The sequence below is a fragment of the Streptomyces sp. NBC_00354 genome (genome assembly GCF_036106915.1).
GTDB lineage: Bacteria > Actinomycetota > Actinomycetes > Streptomycetales > Streptomycetaceae > Streptomyces.
Genome location: NZ_CP107983.1, coordinates 2,416,549 through 2,434,023, shown reverse-complemented (window position 1 = coordinate 2,434,023; position 17,475 = coordinate 2,416,549). Strand labels below are relative to the sequence as shown.

The following is a 17,475-nucleotide window of genomic DNA, read 5'->3' as shown; positions in this document are numbered from 1 at the left end:
ACCAGGCATGACGTGCCTGGTCAAAGCGGGGAGTCGGCGAAATGCCGGCTCCCCGTCGGCGTCATTGCCCGTTGCATCCGATGCAACTGCTCAGGTGGCTTCCCTCGCCTGCGAGGTGCTCCGGGCCCGGGCCCGCTCGATCTCGTTGATATGGGTTTCGGTCCAGTGGCGGAGTGCAGTGATCGGCTCCGCCAGACTGCGACCGAGCTCCGTCAGGTCGTATTCGACCCGGGGCGGGATGGTGGGGTACACGGTGCGGGTGACGAACCCGTCGGCCTCCAGGCCGCGCAGCGTCTGGGTGAGCATCTTCTGTGAGACACCCTCGATGCGCCGCATCAAGTCGGTGTACCGCAGGGTCCCTTCGAGGAGGGCGTCCACGACGAGGATCGTCCACTTGCCGGAGATGTGGTCGAGGACCTGGCGCGTCGGGCACTTTGCGGAGTAGACGTCGGCAGGCAGTCCGGATGCTTCCACCGTGGTCTTCATGCCGGGGAGAGTAGCGCACAAAAAGGTGCCCTCTTCCCGATGGAGAGTCACTCTCCAATAGTGAGTGACATGACGAGCCACACGATGTCGGTCGCAGAAGCGATCCGCACCCGCCGCACCGTCCGCCACTACCGGCCCGACCCGATTCCGCCGAGCACGCTCGAAGCGCTCCTTGATCTCGCGGTCGAGGCCCCCACCAGCTGGAACCTGCAGGACCGGTCGATCGTCGTGGTGTCCGGAGAAGAAGGACGTGCAGGGCTGGCATGGGCTGCCGGAGGCCAGCCCCAGCCCCAAGAGGCCCCGGTCGTACTGGTCTTCGTCGCCGAGCCGCAGTCCTGGCGTGATGACCACAGCGACGTCTATGAGCAGGCGCGGCGCAGCGGAGCATGGAACGACGAGTTCATCGCGATGTTCTCCGCCGCGTCGAGGGCCTTCCAGGAGGATCTCGATCGGCGCGGTCTGCTTCGCGAGTACGCGGTCAAGGACGCCATGATCGCGGCCTCATTCCTGATGCTCGCTGCTACGGAGATGGGTCTGGCGACCTCGCCCATGAACGGTTGGGACGAGGCCAAGGTGAGGAAGGTGATCGGGGTCGACGGCCGTGACGATCTGGCCATCGCCCTGTTGGTCTCGGTCGGCTACCCGGCGGAGGAACGGCGCCATCCAGGTCGGCGTGCCACGGAGCGCAACGTCTTCCACGGATCGCACGGGCCCCGCGACGCGGGGAATACCGCACGCCAGGAGTAAGTGATCTCCACCAGCACCATATGACTCCGGGCGCGGCCCGGGCAGGTAGCTGACCCAGCAGTTCACGACGGGGACCGGCTCAAGGCCGGTCCCCGTCGTCAGTGAGGGATGCGGCGGGCCGGGCGGGTGATCGTCTCCTCACGGAAGGCCGCGATCTCGGAGTGGACCTGGCGCATCAGGATGTCCGTGCCGCCGTCCACGAGCACGACCGCGTCGATCCGGTGGAGGTCGATCAGCGCCCGGTAGGCGGCGCGCAGCGGCTGCACGCCGACCTGGGGGAACGCGTACACCGTGGCCGGGTAGCCGTGCAGCCTGAGCCAGCGGGCCAGCGTCCGTTCCGGGAAGTAGGCCTGGTGGGGCGCGGTTTCGGGGGTGACGGCGGTGAGATCGGGGGGCCACCCGGTCCTCGATGGGCAGGCCCGCGAGCGCGCTGAAGGAGAGGTTCGCCAGGTGGACGTCCTTGCCCTGGTGCAGGAGGGAGAGGGCGATCGGGAGGCCGGAGTAGATGTCGAATCCGCCGCCGGCGCCGGCGATCAGGATGCGCTCGGCTTCGGCGAGCCGGGCGAACCGCGGGTTGGTGTGCAGGGCCGTCACGGTGATCATTGTGCGCAGCGGGGCGATCGGGTGCCTGCAGTTTCACGAGCGGGAGCGGGGGAGACATGTGGAGCGGTGACCAGTTGGATCTCGATGCCTATCTGGCGCGGATCGGCTACGACGGGCCCGTCGGGGACGACGGGGAACTCCGGCCGGACCTCGGGACGTTGTACGCAGTGCACCGGGCCCACACCGGCGCCATCACCTTCGAGAACCTGGACGTGCTGCTCGGCCGCCCCGTCGAGCTGGGTGTCAAGGAGGCCCTGGAGGACAAGCTCGTGCACGACCGCCGCGGCGGCTACTGCTACGAGCAGAACTCGCTGCTGGCCGCTGCCCTGGAGCGGATCGGCTTCGAGGTGTCCGGGCGCGGCGCCCGCAACCGCACCCGGGGGGACGCCCTGCTCGCGGTGACGCACGCCGTCCTCGTCGCCACCGTCGAGGGGGAACCCTGGTTGTGCGACGCCGGGTTCGGCCACCAGGGCCCGCGCGAGCCCGTCCCGCTGGTGCGGCCCGGAGCCGAGGTCGTGCAGGGGGAGTGGACGTACGCCGTCCGCGAGGAGGGCGACGGGATCCTCGTGCTGTGCATGCTGCGCGAGGGGACCTGGCGGGACCTGTATGCGTTCTCCCCGCAGCCCTATTACCCCGTCGACTACGTCCTGCTCAACCACTACAGCTCCTCCCACCCCCGCTCCGCCTTCGTCGGGCAGGTGATCGTCCAGCAGCCGGGCGATTCCGTCCACCACCCCGTTCGCCGGGCGCTGGTGGGGCGCGAGCTCACCCGGCTGTACCCCGACGGGCGGGTCGAGCGGCAGTCCGTGGCCCCCGACGAGCTGCTCGCGCTGCTCGACCGGGAGTTCGGGCTTCGGCTGTCCGGGCGGGATGCGGAGGAACTGGCGCGGATCAACCGCCATAGGGACTGACCGGGGCCGCGCCGGGCCCGTACGATGGCGCGGTGCTGGTCAAGTGGATTCGCTGCACGGTGACGGACCGACGCGGGTTCGAGCGCGGGCAGCGCAAATGGGCGGGGCTGCCTGGCGAGCCGGGATTCCGGGGACAGGGTGGCGGCTGGAGCCGGGGGAGGCAGGGGGTCGCGCATGTTTTTGCGTTCTGGGAGAGCCGTTCCTTCTACGACTCCTTCATGGCCCGGTCGTACGACCGGCTGGCAGCGGCCCAGACCGGCACGTACACCAATGCGCGGGTGACGCTCTTCGACCACCGCTTCGACGTGAAGACCGGCTTCGAGCCGCGGTTCACCGACGCGGACGTCGTGCGCGTGGCCCACACCCGGGTGCGGGAGGGCCGCGTGGACCACTTCGCCCTCATGCAGGAGAAGGTGTGGAACCCCGCCATGGCCGGCTCACCCGGAATGATCCGGGGCCTCTTCGGGGAGGCGCCGGGGCGGGAGTTCCTCGTGCTGTCGATGTGGCATGCCGCCGCCGAACACGGCAAGTACCGTCAGGAACGGGTCGAACGGCTCTCGCTGCGCGCCCAGACCGAAGCCGACGTGGAAGCCCTCACCGGTGACGTCGTCGACCTCGAATCATCCTGGACGGTATGACCGTACGACGATCGGCGGGTCCGTCCGGCGTGCCCGGCGTGCCCGGCCCGCCGGTGGCCGAATAGGGTCGGGGAATGGCACGACCACGGCGCATCGTCCTTGTCCGGCACGGGGAATCGGAGGGCAATGCCGATGACACGGTGTACGAGCGGGAGCCCGACCACGCCCTGCGCCTGACCCGCCGGGGGCACGAAGAGGCCGCGGAGGCCGGCGTACGGCTGCGCGAGCTGTTCGGCGACGAAGCAGTCAGCGCGTACGTCTCCCCCTACCGCCGGACCCTGCAGACGTTCCGGGAGCTGCGGCTGGACCCGGCGCGGGTCCGGATGCGCGAGGAGCCGAGGCTGCGCGAGCAGGACTGGGGGAACTGGCAGGACCGGGACGACGTACGGCTGCAGAAGGCGTACCGCGACGCGTACGGGCACTTCTTCTACCGCTTCGCGCAGGGCGAGTCCGGCGCGGACGTGTACGACCGCGTCGGGTCCTTCCTGGAGAGCCTCTACCGAAGCTTCGAGGCCCCGGACCATCCGCCGAACGTGCTGCTCGTGACGCACGGCCTGACCATGCGGCTGTTCTGCATGCGCTGGTTCCACTGGTCGGTGGCCGAGTTCGAGGCCCTCTCCAACCCGGGGAACGGCGAATTCCGGGTGCTTGTGCCCGGTCCGGACGGCCGATACCGGATGGACCGCCCATTTGAGCGGTGGACCACACCGGAGCCTTATGACCTGGACGGCTAAAGTGACGCGGGATGACCTCTGACTCCTCTTCCGAAAGGCGCTACGCACGCGCCATGGCCAGCCTCCGCGGGCTGGCTCTGGGTGACGCCCTGGGCTCCCAGTACTTCGTCCCCGTGAACTACCCCCTCCTCAAGCGCCGCGAGGTGCCCGCCGGCACCGAGACCTGGCAGTGGACCGACGACACCGAGATGGCCTGCTCGGTGGTCGCCGTCCTCGCCGACCACGGACGCATCGACCAGGACGCCCTGGCGAGCTCCTTCGCCCACCACCACGACTTCGACCGCGGCTACGGACCCGCCGTGAACCGGATGCTGCGGCTCGTCCGGGAGGGCGAGGACTGGCGCACGCTGGCCGCCGAGCTGTTCAACGGGCAGGGCTCGTGGGGCAACGGCGCTGCGATGCGGATCGCGCCGCTGGGCGCCTGGTATGCCGACGACCCCGAGCAGGCCACGCACCAGGCGGAGATCTCCGCCTACACCACCCACCAGCACCGCGAGGCGGTGTGCGGGGCGATGGCCGTCGCCGCGGCGGCCGCACTGGCGGCGGCTCCGGCCGGCCCGCCGAAGGCCGCCGACCTGCTGGACGGGGTGATCGCGCTGGTGCCGCGCAGCGCCGTGGGAGCGGGGCTGCGGCGGGCACGGGACATGCTGGACTACGGCGACGCGACCACGGTCGCGGCGGTACTGGGCTGTGGGCGGCGCACGAGCGCCCACGACACCGTGCCGTTCGCCCTGTGGTCGGCGGCGCGCTCGCTGGACGACTACGAGCGGGCGTTCTGGACCACCGCGCAGGTGGGCGGCGACGTCGACACGACCTGCGCGATCGTCGGCGGGGTGCTGGGGGCGCGCGGGGACGCGGTGCTGCCCGCCGCCTGGCTGGCCCGTACGGAGGCCCTGCCGGCCTGGCTGCCGGAGACGGCGGCGCGTTAGCCGACGGCGCGGTGGCCTGCGGCCGGGTGGCCTTGCGGCCTCGTCGCCGGGCCGGGGGAACGGGCGCCCGCGGTGGGTGATATGCCCCGTTCTGATTGTCACGGTCCTGCCACAGGGGCCGTTCCGGTATGGCTGAAGCCGCACGTCACGGGCCTACCCTGTCCGCGCGCTGCCGCCTCCGTCGTGACGACGGGGGCGGCCGACAGGGGAGGGGAACCCGATGTCAGACAACACCGAAGGGGTGGCCGACGCCGCGGCCGGGGACGCGGTCGGGGGCTCAGCCGCCGATCCGGCGCAGCCGGCTCCGGCAAAGGCCGGGCCACGCGCAGCCGCCGGGGCGCCGGCCGGCGTTGCGCCCGCCGGCTGGGATCCCAAAGCGTGGCGGGTCTATCAAGTGCGGCAGCAGCGGGCCGAGTCCGGGGCGTGGTCCATCGCGCCGCTTGCCTGGGCCGAAGCCGCGCGGCCGGGGCAGGCCGGGCCCGTGCCCACCGCCGTGCTGGTCTGCGCCGTCGTCGCCGGCATCGCCTCGGCCCTCTTCCTCGGCGACGGCCTGGGCCCCGGCCTGCTGCTCGCCGTCGTGCCCGCCATCGCCGCCGCGTACGTCGCCGCCCGCGCGGCCCGGCGTACCGTCCGCCCCTGGACCCTGGTCTGGGCGATCGGCTGCGTAGCCCTCCTCGCCGTACCCGCGCTCCGCGACGCCGGCTGGCCCTCCACCCTCGCGCTGCTCGCCGCCGCCCTGCTCGGCGCACTGGCCCTGCACGGCAGCCGCACCTGGCCCGGCGTCCTGCTCAGCCCGCTCGGCTTCGTCGACGCCACCGTGCTCGGGTTCCGCTGGGCCTGGAGCGGGCTGCGCTCGCGCGGCAGCGGAGTCGACCGGAGCCGCTGGCTGCCCGTGGCCAAGGCAGCGCTGGTGGCCGTGGTCCTGCTGGTGCTCTTCGGCGCACTCTTCGCCTCCGCCGACGCCGCCTTCGCGGACCTGCTCAGCGGGCTGACCCCCGACGTCTCCGTCGGCGACAGCCCGGTGCGCTTCCTGCTGTTCCTGCTCGGAGCCCTCCTCGCACTCGCCGCCGCCCGCGCCGCCGCGGCGCCCTCGCGCTGGGACCGGATCCGGGTGGCGCCCGGAAAGCCGCGCTCCCGCGTCGAATGGGCGCTTCCGCTCGTCGTGCTCAACCTGCTCTTCGCCGGCTTCAACGCCGTCCAGCTGGCTGCCCTGTTCGGCGGCTACGACAAGGTCCTGGAGAGCACCGGGCTCACCTACGCCGAGTACGCCCGCCAGGGTTTCTGGCAGCTGCTCTGGGCCACCCTGCTCACCCTCGCCGTGATCGCGCTCGCCCTGCGCTGGGCCCCGCGCGCCGGGGCCGGCGACCGGCGGTTCGTCGGCGTCGTCCTGGGCACACTGTGTGCGCTGACCCTGGTCGTGGTCGCCTCCGCGCTGCGCCGGATGGACCTGTACGTGGACGCGTACGGACTGACCCGGCTGCGCGTTTCGGTGGCCGCGATGGAGCTCTGGCTCGGGCTGGTCATCGTACTGATCATGGCTGCCGGGGTGTTCGGCGCGAGCCGGCTGCCGCGCGCGGTCGCGGGCAGCGCGGCAGCCGCCGTCCTGGCGTTCGGGCTGCTGTCCCCGGACGGGATGGTCGCCGAGAAGAACGTGGCCCGCTTCCAGCAGGACGGCAAGATCGACCTGGCCTACTTCCAGTCCCTCTCGGCGGATGCAGTGCCCGCCCTGGACCGGCTGCCCGAACCCCGCCGCTCCTGCGCCCTGCGCGGCATCAACAACGAGCTGTCGCGGGGCGGTCGGGTGCCCTGGTACGCGATGAGCCTCGGTGAGTACCGGGCCCGGCAGATCCTTCGCGAGCGCCCGGTGAAGGCCTCGTACGAGGTCTGCTCGAGCCTCGGCTCGTTCCACAGCCGCACCGCCGGGTAGCCGCCCGGCGGAGGTCGCACGAGGGCCCGGGCGCGGGATCATCCCCGCGCCCGGGCCTCCGTACGCCGGACCGGGCTCAGGCGGCCGGACCGGCCTCCGCGGCGGCGCCGTTGAGGGCCTCCAGGTCGCTCTTGCGCACCCGGATCACCAGCAGCGCGGTGGCCAGGGCGAGCCCGGCCATGGCGACGGCCGCGGTGAAGGCGGTGGAGATGCCCTGGGTGAGGACGAGGTCCCCCCAGGGGTCGGGCAGCCGCTTGGTCTCGGTGAAGGCCGCCACCTGCCCTGGATCGGCGTGGGCCATGAAGTCCGGCATCTGCCTCTCGCCCTCGCTCCGGCTGGCCGTGCCGAAGACGGTGACGAGGATCGACAGGCCGAGGGAGCCGCCGACCTGCTGGCTGGCGTTGAGCAGCCCGGACGCCGCGCCCGCCTCCCGCTGGGCGACCCCGGAGACGGCGGTGAGGGTGAGCGTCACGAAGTTCAGGCCCATGCCGAAACCGAACAGCAGCATCGGCCCGAGGACCCCGGAGACGTACGAGCTGTCGGTGCGGATGAGGGTCAGCCAGGCCAGTCCGATGCCGGTGAGGCCGGATCCGGCGACCATGAACGGCTTGGGGCCGAAGCGTGGCAGGAAGCGCTGCGAGAGGCCGGCGGCGGTGACGATCGCGACGGTCACGGGCAGGAAGCCTAGCCCCGACCGGATCGGGGAGAAGCCCAGCACGTTCTGGACGAACTGGACGATGAAGAAGAACATGCCGAACATCGCGGCGGCGAGGCCGAGCATGATCAGGTACGTGCCCGCGCGGTTGCGGTCGGCGAACATCCGCAGCGGGATGATCGGCTCGTGGGCCCGCGACTCGATGGCCACGAAGAGCGCGAGCAGGACGACGGCCGCGGCGAAGGAGGCGAGGGTGAGCCCGTCGCGCCAGCCATCCTCGGAGGCGCGGATGAACCCGTAGACGAGCGTGGCCATGCCGCCGGTGGAGGTGAGGGCGCCGGCGATGTCGAACCGGCCCGGGTGGCGCTCGGACTCGGTGATGTACAGCGGGGTGAGCACGGCGATCAGCACGCCGATCGGCACGTTGACGAAGAGCACCCAGCGCCAGTCGAGCCACTCGGTCAGCATCCCGCCGGCCAGCAGGCCGATCGCGCCGCCGCCCGCGGAGACGGCCGCGAACACCCCGAACGCCCGGTTGCGCTCGGGGCCTTCGGCGAACGTGGTGGTGATCAGGGCCAGCGAGGTCGGCGAGGCGATCGCGCCGCCGACCCCCTGCAGGGCGCGGGCGGCGAGCAGTTGCCAGGGCTCCTGCGCGAAGCCGCCGAGCAGGGAGGCCAGGGTGAACAGCAGGATTCCGGTCAGGAACACGCGGCGCCGGCCGAGGATGTCGCCCGCCCGGCCGCCGAGCAGCAGGAGGCCGCCGAAGGCCAGCGTGTACGCGCTGATCACCCAGGACAGGTCGGTGGTGGAGAAGGAGAGGGCGGTCTGGATGTGCGGGAGTGCGATGTTCACGATCGTCGCGTCGAGGACGACCATCAGCTGGCACGCGGCGATGACCGTGAGTGCCACGCCCGGGCGGCCTTCCCGGCGGGCCGCGCCCGGTATCCGGGGCGTGGCGAGTTGAGAGCCTTTCACCGTGGAACCCCCCATAGTGAAATAGTGAACGCATCCGTTCACTGCGGGTCCACGGTAGGAGGCCCTTGATAGTGAACGCAACCGTTCACTAAGGCTGAAAACGCGTGCGAGGGGCGCGTGGGTCGGCCGGAGGCAGAGGTGATGGTGGGTTCGCGCTGGTCAGCGACATCACCGGGGCGCAGGCGGGGTCCGGAACTCGAACGGGCGATTCTCGACGCGGCCTTGGAGCAGCTGAGCACCGTCGGCTGGAACGGGCTCACCATGGAGGGCGTCGCGGCCTGTGCGCACACCGGCAAGGCGGCGGTGTACCGGCGCTGGCCCTCGAAGGCGGACCTGGTGGCCGACGTGCTGCGGACCGGGCTGCCGCCGATCGGGGGGATCGCCGACCACGGATCGATCCGGGGCGACCTCATCCGGTTGTGTGTGCGGATGCGGGAGGTGATGGAGTCGCGGGCCGGCCAGGCGCTGCGTGCCGTCCTTCACGAATGCGACCACACCCATGCGGGCCGGTTCCACGACGTCATCCGGGCGGGGCTGCACGAGCCCGCCCATCGGTTGATCAGGGAGCTTGTCCAGCGGGGGATCGAGCGGGGAGACGTGCGGCCGGATGCGACCGGTCCGTTCGTCGCCGACGTCATTCCGGCGATGATGATGTACGGCGCGAAGGTGTGCGGGAGCGAATGGTCCGATCCGGACATCGCGGAAATGATCGATCAGGTGATGGTGCCGCTGCTCAGGGGGTGAGACGCCGCACCGACTCACCCGGGCCGGGGTGTGCAGTCGGCTCGGGGCGGCGTAACCTTGCTGGCGCCATGCCGTACGAAGCACCCACCCACACCGTCGAACGCTCCCTCCGTGCAACCACCGGCGCCAAGGTCATCGCCGGGGTCGACGAAGTCGGACGAGGGGCCTGGGCCGGTCCGGTCACCGTGTGCGCGGCGGTCACCGGTCTGCGCCGGCCGCCCGCAGGGCTCACCGACTCCAAACTGCTCACCCAGAAGCGACGCGATGCGCTCCTCGACGTCCTGGAGACCTGGGTCACCGCGTACGCCCTGGGGCACGCCTCCCCGGAGGAGATCGACGCACTCGGGATGACCGCCGCCCTGCGGCTCGCCGCGGAGCGCGCCCTGGAGGCGCTGCCCGTGCGGCCCGACGCGGTGATCCTCGACGGCAAGCACGACTATCTCGGCCCGCCCTGGCGGGTTCGTACGGTGATCAAGGGCGACCAGTCCTGCGTCGCCGTCGCGGCGGCCTCGGTGATCGCCAAGGTCAGGCGCGACCGCATGATGGCCGAACTCGGTCAACAGGGCGGCGGCATCGAGGACTTCGCCTTCGGTGACAACGCCGGATACCCCTCGCCCGTGCACCGGGCCGCGCTCGAGGAACTGGGGCCGACCCCGTACCACCGGCTCTCGTGGTCGTACCTCGATGCACTGCCCCGGTGGAGCCACCTCAAGAAGGTGCGCCGCAGCGAGGAGGCGGTGGAGCTGGAAAACGGAGGCCAACTCGGCTTCGATTTCTGATCGCACCCACGTGCCACCCGACGGTACGTTTCGTACCGGTGTTTGATAGACATCAACTCATGCCTCTCACCCCCGAGGAGCCTCAGATTCACGAGAGTGCCCAGGGTCCCCGCGTCACGCCGGCTGCGAGCCGCACCGCGCAGACCCCCCGCCCCGTACCTGGTCCGCGTCCCGCCGCCGTGCCGCGGCCCGGACGCCCCGGTCCCTCCCCCGCAGCGGCAAGCCGCGCGGGAGGTGCCCCCAGGCCCGCCCCGCCCGCGCAGCGTGCGCCGCAGGCCGCCCCCGGACCCGTTCCCGCCGCCCCCACCGCACCGTCCGTCTCGGCGGCGGTGCCGCAGATCCAGCTGATCCCGGCCTCCGCCGAGGGTGCCCTGGACGCGGCCGAAGAGGCCGTCGACCTGCTGCTCGACACCGGGCGCGCGCCCGGCGACATCCTGCTGTTCACCACTGGCGACCCGCACCCGTGGGCCGCTCACGAGCTGTCCTTCGGTGAGGCCGCGTACTGGGCCCTGCACGATGCCGGGGACGACGTCTTCTACGCGGACGCGGCGCAGGTCCAGCGCGCTGCGGGCCGTCCCGTCGTGGTCTTCGCGGCCAACGGCGGACCGGCCGAGGCGACCGCCGCCGCCCTGCCGACCGCGCTGACGCGGGCCGGTGCGCTGCTCATCGTGTGCGGCGACCCGCAGCAGATCAACTCCGTGCTGGGCACGGGCGTCTGACGCCCCGTACCCCGGCGCGGTCGAGGGGCGGGGCCAGGGGGTGTCCGGCGGAGCCGGCCCCGCTGAAGCCCGAGGCCTGACCTGCCGTACGCCCGCTCCAGGGTGTGCGGCCGTGAGGGCTGCCCGCGGGCGGGCCGGCGTACGGGTGCGGCGGGGCTCAGCGCGCGGCGGTACGGCGCAGGACCTCGGTCGCGCCGCCGCCGGTGCGCAGGGTCACCGGGGGGAACTCGGCCACGGTGTCGCCGAGGCGCTCGGGGCGCGAGTCGGAGCTGGGCCGCCGGCCGCCCCGGCCTTCGCCCAGCACCTGCCAGCCGCCGCGGGTCAGCGTGATGTACGCGCCGCAGCGCAGCCCGTGCAGGGTGCAGGCGTCCCGCAGACCCCACATCCAGGCGCCGTCCTCCTCGGTCCACCGCTCGTCGCCCTCGCGGCAGTACAGCAGGACCGCCGTCCGCACCGGGGTCCGGCGCCGCAGGTCGTGCGGGAGGACCCGGCGCAGCGCGGCGAGCAGGGCGTTGCGGTACTCCCAGCCGTCGGCCGAGGCCGAGCGCTGGACGAAGGAGGCGCTCGCGACGAGTTGTTCCTCGGGGCCGAGGACGGCGATCACCGCCGTCGAGGGCACCGGACCGTGCCGGGAGTGCAGCCCGCTGACCACCTCGCGCGGATTGCGCAGCAGGGGGATGCCCGCCGAACTCCACTCGGCGGGTTCCAGCAGTCGGCCGTGCCGGCTGGCGCCGCCGGCTGCCTGTGTCAGAGACGTGGTCGAGGGCGGGGCGAATCCGAAGGTCACGGTCCTCCCTTCGGGTACACGCCCGCGGACGGGCACAGCTGAAGTGCGGGCACGCCGCGGCGCGGCCCAGGAGAGCGCCGTCGAGCCGAGCGGGAGCACTCCGATTCTCGCGTGGCCCGTGAGCATGCGGCAACGAGCAATTGGCGCCGCCGACCGGAATTCGCCGGTATGCCGTTCATATCCTTGCCCCGTCACACCGAAGATGACTCATTCGACTCGGGCCGAAGCGCCCAGTGCCAGCGGAAACACTCGCTACGGGCCAGAGTCGACGGCGGCGCCGGGGTCCCGGTCCAGCCCTGATGGAGGCGCTCTCCCCGGCGTGGCCGCTCGCGCCGTACGACGCGCAGGCCGTCCGTGACGTGCTCGTCACGTTGGGTGAATTGGCCGATTGTCCGTGCCATCCGGTTGCATGGGGGGCATGGACAACCTGGAGCTCCGCACCGAAGCCGATGCCGTCCTTGCCGAGCTCGTAGGCGCCCCGGGAGGTTCGGCGCGGCTGCGGGAGGATCAGTGGCAGGCGGTGGCGGCCCTGGTGGAGGAGCGCCGGCGGGCCCTGGTGGTACAGCGCACCGGCTGGGGCAAGTCGGCGGTGTACTTCGTCGCCACCGCCCTGCTGCGACGGCGCGGCTCCGGCCCCACGGTGATCATTTCGCCGCTGCTGGCGCTGATGCGCAACCAGGTCGAGGCGGCGGCGCGGGCCGGTATCCAGGCGCGCACCATCAACTCGGCCAACCCGGAGGAGTGGGACACCATCTACGAGGAGGTCGAGCGCGGCGAGACCGACGTCCTCCTCGTCAGCCCGGAACGCCTCAACTCCGTGGACTTCCGCGAGCAGGTGCTGCCCAAGCTCGCGGCCACCACCGGTCTGCTGGTGGTCGACGAGGCCCACTGCATCTCCGACTGGGGCCACGACTTCCGCCCCGACTACCGCCGGCTGCGGGCCATGCTCGGTGACCTCGCCCCCGGTGTGCCGGTCCTGGCCACCACCGCGACCGCCAACGCCCGGGTCACCGCGGACGTGGCGGAGCAGCTGGGAACGGGCGCCGGCGAGGCCTTGGTGCTGCGCGGCCCGCTGGACCGCGAAAGCCTGCGCCTCGGCGTGGTGCAGCTGCCGGACGCCGCGCACCGCCTGGCCTGGCTCGCCGAGCACCTGGACGAGCTGCCCGGCTCGGGGATCATCTACACGCTGACGGTGGCCGCGGCCGAGGAGGCCGCCGCCTTCCTGCGGCAGCGCGGCTTCCCGGTGGCCTCGTACACGGGGAAGACGGAGAACGCCGACCGGCTGCAGGCCGAGGTCGACCTGATGGAGAACCGGGTCAAGGCGCTGGTCGCGACGTCGGCGCTGGGCATGGGCTTCGACAAGCCCGACCTGGGCTTCGTGATCCACCTCGGCTCGCCGTCCTCGCCGATCGCCTACTACCAGCAGGTCGGCCGCGCCGGGCGCGGTGTGGAACACGCCGAGGTACTGCTGCTGCCGGGCAAGGAGGACGAGGCCATCTGGCGCTACTTCGCCGATACCGCCTTCCCGCCCGAGGTCCAGGTACGGCAGACCCTGTCGGCCCTCGCCGATGCGGGACGGCCGCTGTCCGTACCGGCCCTGGAGGCGGCGGTGGAGCTTCGGCGCACCCGGCTGGAGACCATGCTCAAGGTGCTCGACGTCGACGGAGCGGTCAAGCGGGTGAAGGGCGGCTGGTCCTCCACCGGCCGGGAGTGGACGTACGACTCCGAGCGGTACGCGTGGGTCGCCCGCCAGCGGGCCGCCGAACAGCAGGCGATGCGCGACTACGTGAGCACGTCCGGGTGCCGGATGGAGTTCCTGCGCCGGCAGCTGGACGACGAGGGGGCGGCTCCGTGCGGCCGGTGCGACAACTGCGCGGGCGCCTGGGCCGATTCCTCCGTGTCGGCGGAGACGCTGAGCGGGGCGGCGAAGGAACTGGACCGCCCGGGGGTGGAGGTGGAGCCGCGCCGGATGTGGCCGACGGGCATGTCCGCACTGGGCATCAACGTCAAGGGACGCATCCCGGCCGGCGAGCAGTGTTCCACCGGGCGGGCCCTGGGCCGGCTCTCTGACATCGGCTGGGGCAACCGGCTGCGCCCCCTGCTGGCCGAGAACGCCCCCGATGGACCCGTCCCCGACGACGTGCTGCACGCCGCGGTGGCGGTCCTCGCCGACTGGGCGCGCTCTGCGGGCGGCTGGGCACCCGATGTCCCGGATGCCTCCGCCCGGCCCGTGGGCGTCGTCGCCGTACCGTCCCTCGCCCGCCCGCAGCTCGTCGGCTCCCTCGCGGCGGGGATCGCGAGCATCGGCCGCCTCCCGTACCTGGGCACCCTGACCTACACCGGGCCCGATGGCGCCCACGCGGCACGCCGCAGCAACTCCGCCCAGCGCCTCAGGGCGCTGGCCGGCACCTTCGCCGTCTCCGAGGAACTGGCCGAGGTCCTGGCGCAGTCGCCCGGGCCCGTCCTCCTCGTCGACGACTACTCCGACTCCGGCTGGACCCTGGCGGTCGCTGCCCGCCTGCTCCGCCAGGCGGGCAGCGGGCCGGTCCTACCGCTGATCCTCGCGACGGCAGGCTGAACGTCGGCCACGCGGCCGGTACTCCGTGGCGGCGGGCGGGGGTGCGGCCAGGGTCAGGTGGTTCCCGGTGTCCTGCAGGCGGTCGCCCTGCGTGGCCGGCATCCGGCGGACCACGGGCTCCGGCATGCCGATCACCACCGGCTGCGGCAGGTCGTCTCCCGTACCGCCGTGGCCGTGCGGCCCCGCTTCTCGGCGAGTCGCCGGACGAGCAGCTGACGGACCATCCGGATCTGGCCCGCGCCGTGCGGACCGCCTCGGCGCTGCTGTCGGACCCGACCAGCCCGTACGGCGCGAGGCGTACGGGCAGCTGAGCGAGAGGGCCGGGCGCTCGCCCGCCCCGGTCGGCACGGCCGGGCAGGCGCTGCTGGTGCGGTACGAGTCGGCGGACGGCCTGCTCTCGGCCCGGGTGGCCATGGACCGGGTCCGGGCCCTGTTGGAGGAACCCGCCGACCTGCTCGCAGAATCGATCCTGCTCGGTGCGCCCGCGGCTGCGGCCGTGGCCCTGTGGGCCGACGAACTGGACGAGGCCGAGCGCCTGGTCGAACGGGGTCTGGCCGGGCAGCGCGCCTCGCTGCTGCATCCCATGCACGGGCCGCTGCTGAACGTACGGGCGGACATCGCCGCCGCACTCGGCGGGTACGCCGGTCTGATCGTCGGGCCCGATACGCGGCAGACTCCGGAGGCAACCGGCAACCGGCAACCGGCGCCTGCCGACACACGTGGATGCTGTCGCCGTCGTCGCGCTGGTCGAAACCGGCCATGCGCAGCGGGCCGCGGCGCTCGCGGACCGCTGTGACCCCCGGGAGATGCCCGACTCCTGGGAGTTGCCCCGCTTCCTGTACGCCCGCGGGCATCTGCGCGCCGCGTGCGGTGATCCGGCCGGAGCGCTCGACGACTTCCTGGAGTGCGGACGGCGCCAGGCGGTACGGGACGTGGTCAGCCCGGTCGTCAGGCCGTGGCGGACCGCCGCAGCCGAATGCCGGCTGGCCCTGGGCAGGCCGGAGGAGGCCCTCGCCCTGGCCCAGGAGGAGCTGCGGCTGGCCACGCTCGGGAACACACCACGCCTGCTGGGGCGTTGCCTGGGCATGGCGACCGGGGTTCTGCGCGGCCTGGAGCCGGCCGAGCAGGCCGTAGCGCTGCTGCGGGACACGCCGGCCGAGACGGAGCTGATCCCGCGCTGATCGCTCAGGGCCGGCAGCTCGCCGCCGCCGGGGACCGGACCCGGGCCCGCGATCCGCTGCGGGAAGCGGCCGAGCGCGCCGAACGGATCGGCGCGGTCCGGCTGCGCGCCGTGGCCGAAAAGGTGCCGCGCGAGGGCGGCGCCCGGCGCGCCGCGACACCGCATACCGGGCCGGCCGCGCTGACCGACAGCGAGCGGCGCATCGCGGAACTCGCTGCGGGCGGCGGGACGAACGCCGAGATCGGCGAGCTCCTGCACCTGGCCCGGCGTATCGTCGAAATCCATCTGACCCACGCGTCCCGCAAGCTCAGCATCTGCCGGCGTGCAGAACTCCCCGCGGCTCTGGGTCGACTGCTGGTCGGCGGGGAATAGGGCACCCGCCGCGCCGGTCGGCGGAGTCGGACGCTGGGCGGAGTTGACGGTGCGGGCGTGAGCCAGAGTTCTGCGTTCATGCCCCCATGCAACGCGATGGTTCCGACATCGCGCCAACGGCACTCCGAACCTGTGGATGTTGAACGATCAAGAGTTATCCACAGGGGTTTCGGGATCCGATCGTCCGCGGGACCGTCGGGGCATGACGAACGACCGCGAATCACGCAGCCCGTCCGACCGGCCCTCCATCAGCCCGTCCGGACCCGCCCTCGACCCTCGGATCACCCTGCGCAGCCCGGCCGAACTGGCCGACGCGCTGCCCTACATGCTCGGCTTCCATCCCACCGACTCCCTCGTCATGGTCACCGTGCACGGCGAAGGCGGCCGCTTCGGCGGCCGGCTCCGCGTCGGCATCCCCTCGGCCCCCGCGGAATGGGAGGACACCGCCCGGCAGGTCGCCGACTGCCTGGTCCGGGGCAGCGAACGGCGCGGCGACAAGCCCGACGGCATCGTCGTCTTCCTCTGCCAGGACCCGGCCGGCGACGAAAGCGGCCAGCGGGTGATGACCCGGCTGCGGCCGCTGGCCCAACGCATCCGGCTGGCCTGCGGCGCGCTCGACGTGCCCGTGATGGAGGCGCTCTGCATCTCCGGCGGGCGGTACTGGTCCTACTGCTGCCCCGACGAGCGGTGCTGCCCGGCCGAAGGCAGCCCACTGGCCGCGACCGGCACCTCGGTGATGGCGGCGACGGCCACCTTCGCCGGACTCCAGGTCAGGGGCTCCCTCCGGGAGATCGAGGGCCGGCTGGCACCGCTGCGCGGCGGTGCGGCGGTGGAGATGGAGCGGGCCCTGGACCGGGCGGCCGCCGCCCTCGTACCGAAGATCCTCGACGGGGCCACCCAGCAGGAGGTCGGCGCGGAGACCGTCACGCTGGCCCGCACCCTGATGCGGCGGTTGACCCTCGCCCCGCCCGTCGAGGGCGGCCCCGGAGCCGACGAGTGGGACGACGCCCTGCTCGGCCACGACGAGGCCGCCACTGTGATCCTCGGCCTCCAGGACCGCGAGATCCGGGACGTCGCGGCCGAGTGGATGGAGGGCGAGGAAGCAGCCCCGGCCCTGCGGCTGTGGCGGGCGCTGGCCCGCCGCTGCGTCGGGGCCTACGGGGAGCACGCGGCGGCGCCGCTCACCCTCGTCGGCTGGGTCTCGTGGTCCACCGGCGACGAGCCGACTGCCCGGATCGCCCTCGGGCTGGCCTTGCGGGCCGATGGCGAGTACCGCTTCGCCCAACTGCTCCACCACGCCTGCAACGAGGGCATCGACCCGGAGGGGCTGCGGGCCTGCCTGCGGGAGGAGCGGCGGCGCCGGGAACCCCGCCGCAAGCGTGCAGCGGCCACCACCCGCCCTCCCGGCCGCCGGGAGGCACAGCCCCGCCGCGATCCCCGCCGCACCGCAGGGAGCGAACAGTGAGCCGGGACCGGGCCAGGGGCCGGAGTACGGGCCCGGGCCGGAGCGGAAAGAAGCACGTGCGGCGGATCCGGAACGCTGCGATCACCGCCCTGCGGCGGCGACTGCGTCACCGGCACGGCCCAGTACGGGCGCAGCCGCCCCCGGGGCCCGTGACCCGGGCGGGGGCGGGGGCGTTCAGCTGGAGGGTGGCGGGGGCCCGGCCGCGCCGCCGCCCAGCGAAACCGGCCGGAGCGCAGACAGCCCAGA

The 17,475-nt window shown here is 72.9% G+C and carries 14 protein-coding genes and 2 pseudogenes; 12 read left to right on the top strand and 4 right to left on the bottom strand.

Features of this window, described 5'->3' with window-relative positions; genetic code table 11:
• Window positions 1–90 precede the first annotated feature (90 nt).
• Entirely contained in the window at window positions 91–486 is a 396-nt protein-coding gene (locus tag OHT74_RS10635) for a winged helix-turn-helix transcriptional regulator (RefSeq protein ID WP_266663035.1), read from the bottom strand.
• A 69-nt stretch (window positions 487–555) separates the two neighbouring features.
• Here OHT74_RS10635 and OHT74_RS10630 point away from each other — a divergent pair, with 69 nt between their 5' ends.
• Window positions 556–1,233, top strand: a complete 678-nt coding sequence (locus tag OHT74_RS10630) for a nitroreductase family protein (RefSeq protein WP_328620132.1) — start codon at window positions 556–558, stop codon at window positions 1,231–1,233.
• Window positions 1,234–1,403: 170 nt separating this feature from the next.
• Here OHT74_RS10630 and OHT74_RS10625 read toward each other — a convergent pair.
• A pseudogene (locus OHT74_RS10625) lies at window positions 1,404–1,836 on the bottom strand (DUF1152 domain-containing protein); the annotation flags it as partial.
• A gap of 56 nt (window positions 1,837–1,892) precedes the next feature.
• On the opposite strand from OHT74_RS10625, the gene OHT74_RS10620 reads away from it, so the two are divergent.
• The 5 genes from OHT74_RS10620 to OHT74_RS10600 all read left to right on the top strand — a co-directional run bounded on the left by OHT74_RS10620 (window position 1,893) and on the right by OHT74_RS10600 (window position 6,975).
• Window positions 1,893–2,747: an arylamine N-acetyltransferase family protein gene (locus OHT74_RS10620; protein ID WP_328620131.1), complete on the top strand. Its 855-nt coding sequence runs from the start codon at window positions 1,893–1,895 to the stop codon at window positions 2,745–2,747.
• A 32-nt stretch (window positions 2,748–2,779) separates the two neighbouring features.
• Window positions 2,780–3,385, top strand: coding sequence for a YdbC family protein (locus OHT74_RS10615; RefSeq protein ID WP_053787769.1), 606 nt, complete (start codon window positions 2,780–2,782; stop codon window positions 3,383–3,385).
• Window positions 3,386–3,459: 74 nt separating this feature from the next.
• Window positions 3,460–4,119 (top strand): histidine phosphatase family protein, encoded by a 660-nt coding sequence (locus OHT74_RS10610; protein ID WP_328620130.1) that lies wholly within the window; start codon window positions 3,460–3,462, stop codon window positions 4,117–4,119.
• An 11-nt stretch (window positions 4,120–4,130) separates the two neighbouring features.
• A complete protein-coding gene (locus OHT74_RS10605) occupies window positions 4,131–5,048 on the top strand; it encodes an ADP-ribosylglycohydrolase family protein (protein WP_266663026.1) in 918 nt (305 codons plus the stop codon).
• Between the two features lie 220 nt (window positions 5,049–5,268).
• Complete coding sequence (locus tag OHT74_RS10600; RefSeq protein ID WP_328620129.1) at window positions 5,269–6,975, top strand: DUF4153 domain-containing protein; 1,707 nt, start codon at window positions 5,269–5,271, stop codon at window positions 6,973–6,975.
• Between the two features lie 76 nt (window positions 6,976–7,051).
• Here the strand turns inward: OHT74_RS10600 and OHT74_RS10595 are convergent, their stop codons facing one another.
• The gene (locus tag OHT74_RS10595; protein ID WP_266663022.1) at window positions 7,052–8,620 is read right to left on the bottom strand and encodes an MFS transporter; all 1,569 of its coding nucleotides are present in this window, start codon (window positions 8,618–8,620) and stop codon (window positions 7,052–7,054) included.
• Between the two features lie 126 nt (window positions 8,621–8,746).
• Between OHT74_RS10595 and OHT74_RS10590 the strand changes: the two genes are divergently transcribed.
• From OHT74_RS10590 to OHT74_RS10580, 3 genes are all read left to right on the top strand, one after another.
• Window positions 8,747–9,349: a TetR/AcrR family transcriptional regulator gene (locus OHT74_RS10590; protein WP_266672626.1), complete on the top strand. Its 603-nt coding sequence runs from the start codon at window positions 8,747–8,749 to the stop codon at window positions 9,347–9,349.
• A 68-nt stretch (window positions 9,350–9,417) separates the two neighbouring features.
• On the top strand, window positions 9,418–10,128 hold the full coding sequence (locus OHT74_RS10585) for a ribonuclease HII (RefSeq protein ID WP_328620128.1): 711 nt from the start codon (window positions 9,418–9,420) through the stop codon (window positions 10,126–10,128).
• Between the two features lie 59 nt (window positions 10,129–10,187).
• Window positions 10,188–10,847, top strand: coding sequence for a hypothetical protein (locus OHT74_RS10580; RefSeq protein ID WP_328620127.1), 660 nt, complete (start codon window positions 10,188–10,190; stop codon window positions 10,845–10,847).
• 157 nt (window positions 10,848–11,004) lie between these two features.
• On the opposite strand, the gene OHT74_RS10575 is transcribed toward OHT74_RS10580, so the two are convergent.
• Complete coding sequence (locus OHT74_RS10575; RefSeq protein WP_266663016.1) at window positions 11,005–11,634, bottom strand: hypothetical protein; 630 nt, start codon at window positions 11,632–11,634, stop codon at window positions 11,005–11,007.
• 418 nt (window positions 11,635–12,052) lie between these two features.
• Here OHT74_RS10575 and OHT74_RS10570 point away from each other — a divergent pair, with 418 nt between their 5' ends.
• From OHT74_RS10570 to OHT74_RS10550, 3 genes and pseudogenes are all read left to right on the top strand, one after another.
• The gene (locus OHT74_RS10570; protein ID WP_328620126.1) at window positions 12,053–14,212 is read left to right on the top strand and encodes a RecQ family ATP-dependent DNA helicase; all 2,160 of its coding nucleotides are present in this window, start codon (window positions 12,053–12,055) and stop codon (window positions 14,210–14,212) included.
• Window positions 14,213–14,355: 143 nt separating this feature from the next.
• Window positions 14,356–15,764, top strand: a pseudogene (locus tag OHT74_RS42120) (LuxR C-terminal-related transcriptional regulator); the annotation flags it as partial.
• A 202-nt stretch (window positions 15,765–15,966) separates the two neighbouring features.
• Window positions 15,967–17,229: a DUF4192 domain-containing protein gene (locus tag OHT74_RS10550; RefSeq protein WP_328620122.1), complete on the top strand. Its 1,263-nt coding sequence runs from the start codon at window positions 15,967–15,969 to the stop codon at window positions 17,227–17,229.
• Window positions 17,230–17,475 lie beyond the last annotated feature (246 nt).

Excerpts from the sequence above, each read along its gene's own strand:
- OHT74_RS10600 (WP_328620129.1), top strand. The coding sequence starts at position 5,269 with ATGTCAGACAACACCGAAGGGGTGGCCGACGCCGCGGCCGGGGACGCG.
- OHT74_RS10605 (WP_266663026.1), top strand. The coding sequence starts at position 4,131 with ATGACCTCTGACTCCTCTTCCGAAAGGCGCTACGCACGCGCCATGGCC.
- OHT74_RS10590 (WP_266672626.1), top strand. The coding sequence starts at position 8,747 with ATGGTGGGTTCGCGCTGGTCAGCGACATCACCGGGGCGCAGGCGGGGT.
- OHT74_RS10630 (WP_328620132.1), top strand. The coding sequence starts at position 556 with ATGACGAGCCACACGATGTCGGTCGCAGAAGCGATCCGCACCCGCCGC.
- OHT74_RS10620 (WP_328620131.1), top strand. The coding sequence starts at position 1,893 with ATGTGGAGCGGTGACCAGTTGGATCTCGATGCCTATCTGGCGCGGATC.
- OHT74_RS10635 (WP_266663035.1), bottom strand. The coding sequence starts at position 486 with ATGAAGACCACGGTGGAAGCATCCGGACTGCCTGCCGACGTCTACTCC.
- OHT74_RS10550 (WP_328620122.1), top strand. The coding sequence starts at position 15,967 with ATGACGAACGACCGCGAATCACGCAGCCCGTCCGACCGGCCCTCCATC.
- OHT74_RS10585 (WP_328620128.1), top strand. The coding sequence starts at position 9,418 with ATGCCGTACGAAGCACCCACCCACACCGTCGAACGCTCCCTCCGTGCA.
- OHT74_RS10595 (WP_266663022.1), bottom strand. The coding sequence starts at position 8,620 with ATGGGGGGTTCCACGGTGAAAGGCTCTCAACTCGCCACGCCCCGGATA.
- OHT74_RS10570 (WP_328620126.1), top strand. The coding sequence starts at position 12,053 with ATGGACAACCTGGAGCTCCGCACCGAAGCCGATGCCGTCCTTGCCGAG.
- OHT74_RS10580 (WP_328620127.1), top strand. The coding sequence starts at position 10,188 with ATGCCTCTCACCCCCGAGGAGCCTCAGATTCACGAGAGTGCCCAGGGT.
- OHT74_RS10610 (WP_328620130.1), top strand. The coding sequence starts at position 3,460 with ATGGCACGACCACGGCGCATCGTCCTTGTCCGGCACGGGGAATCGGAG.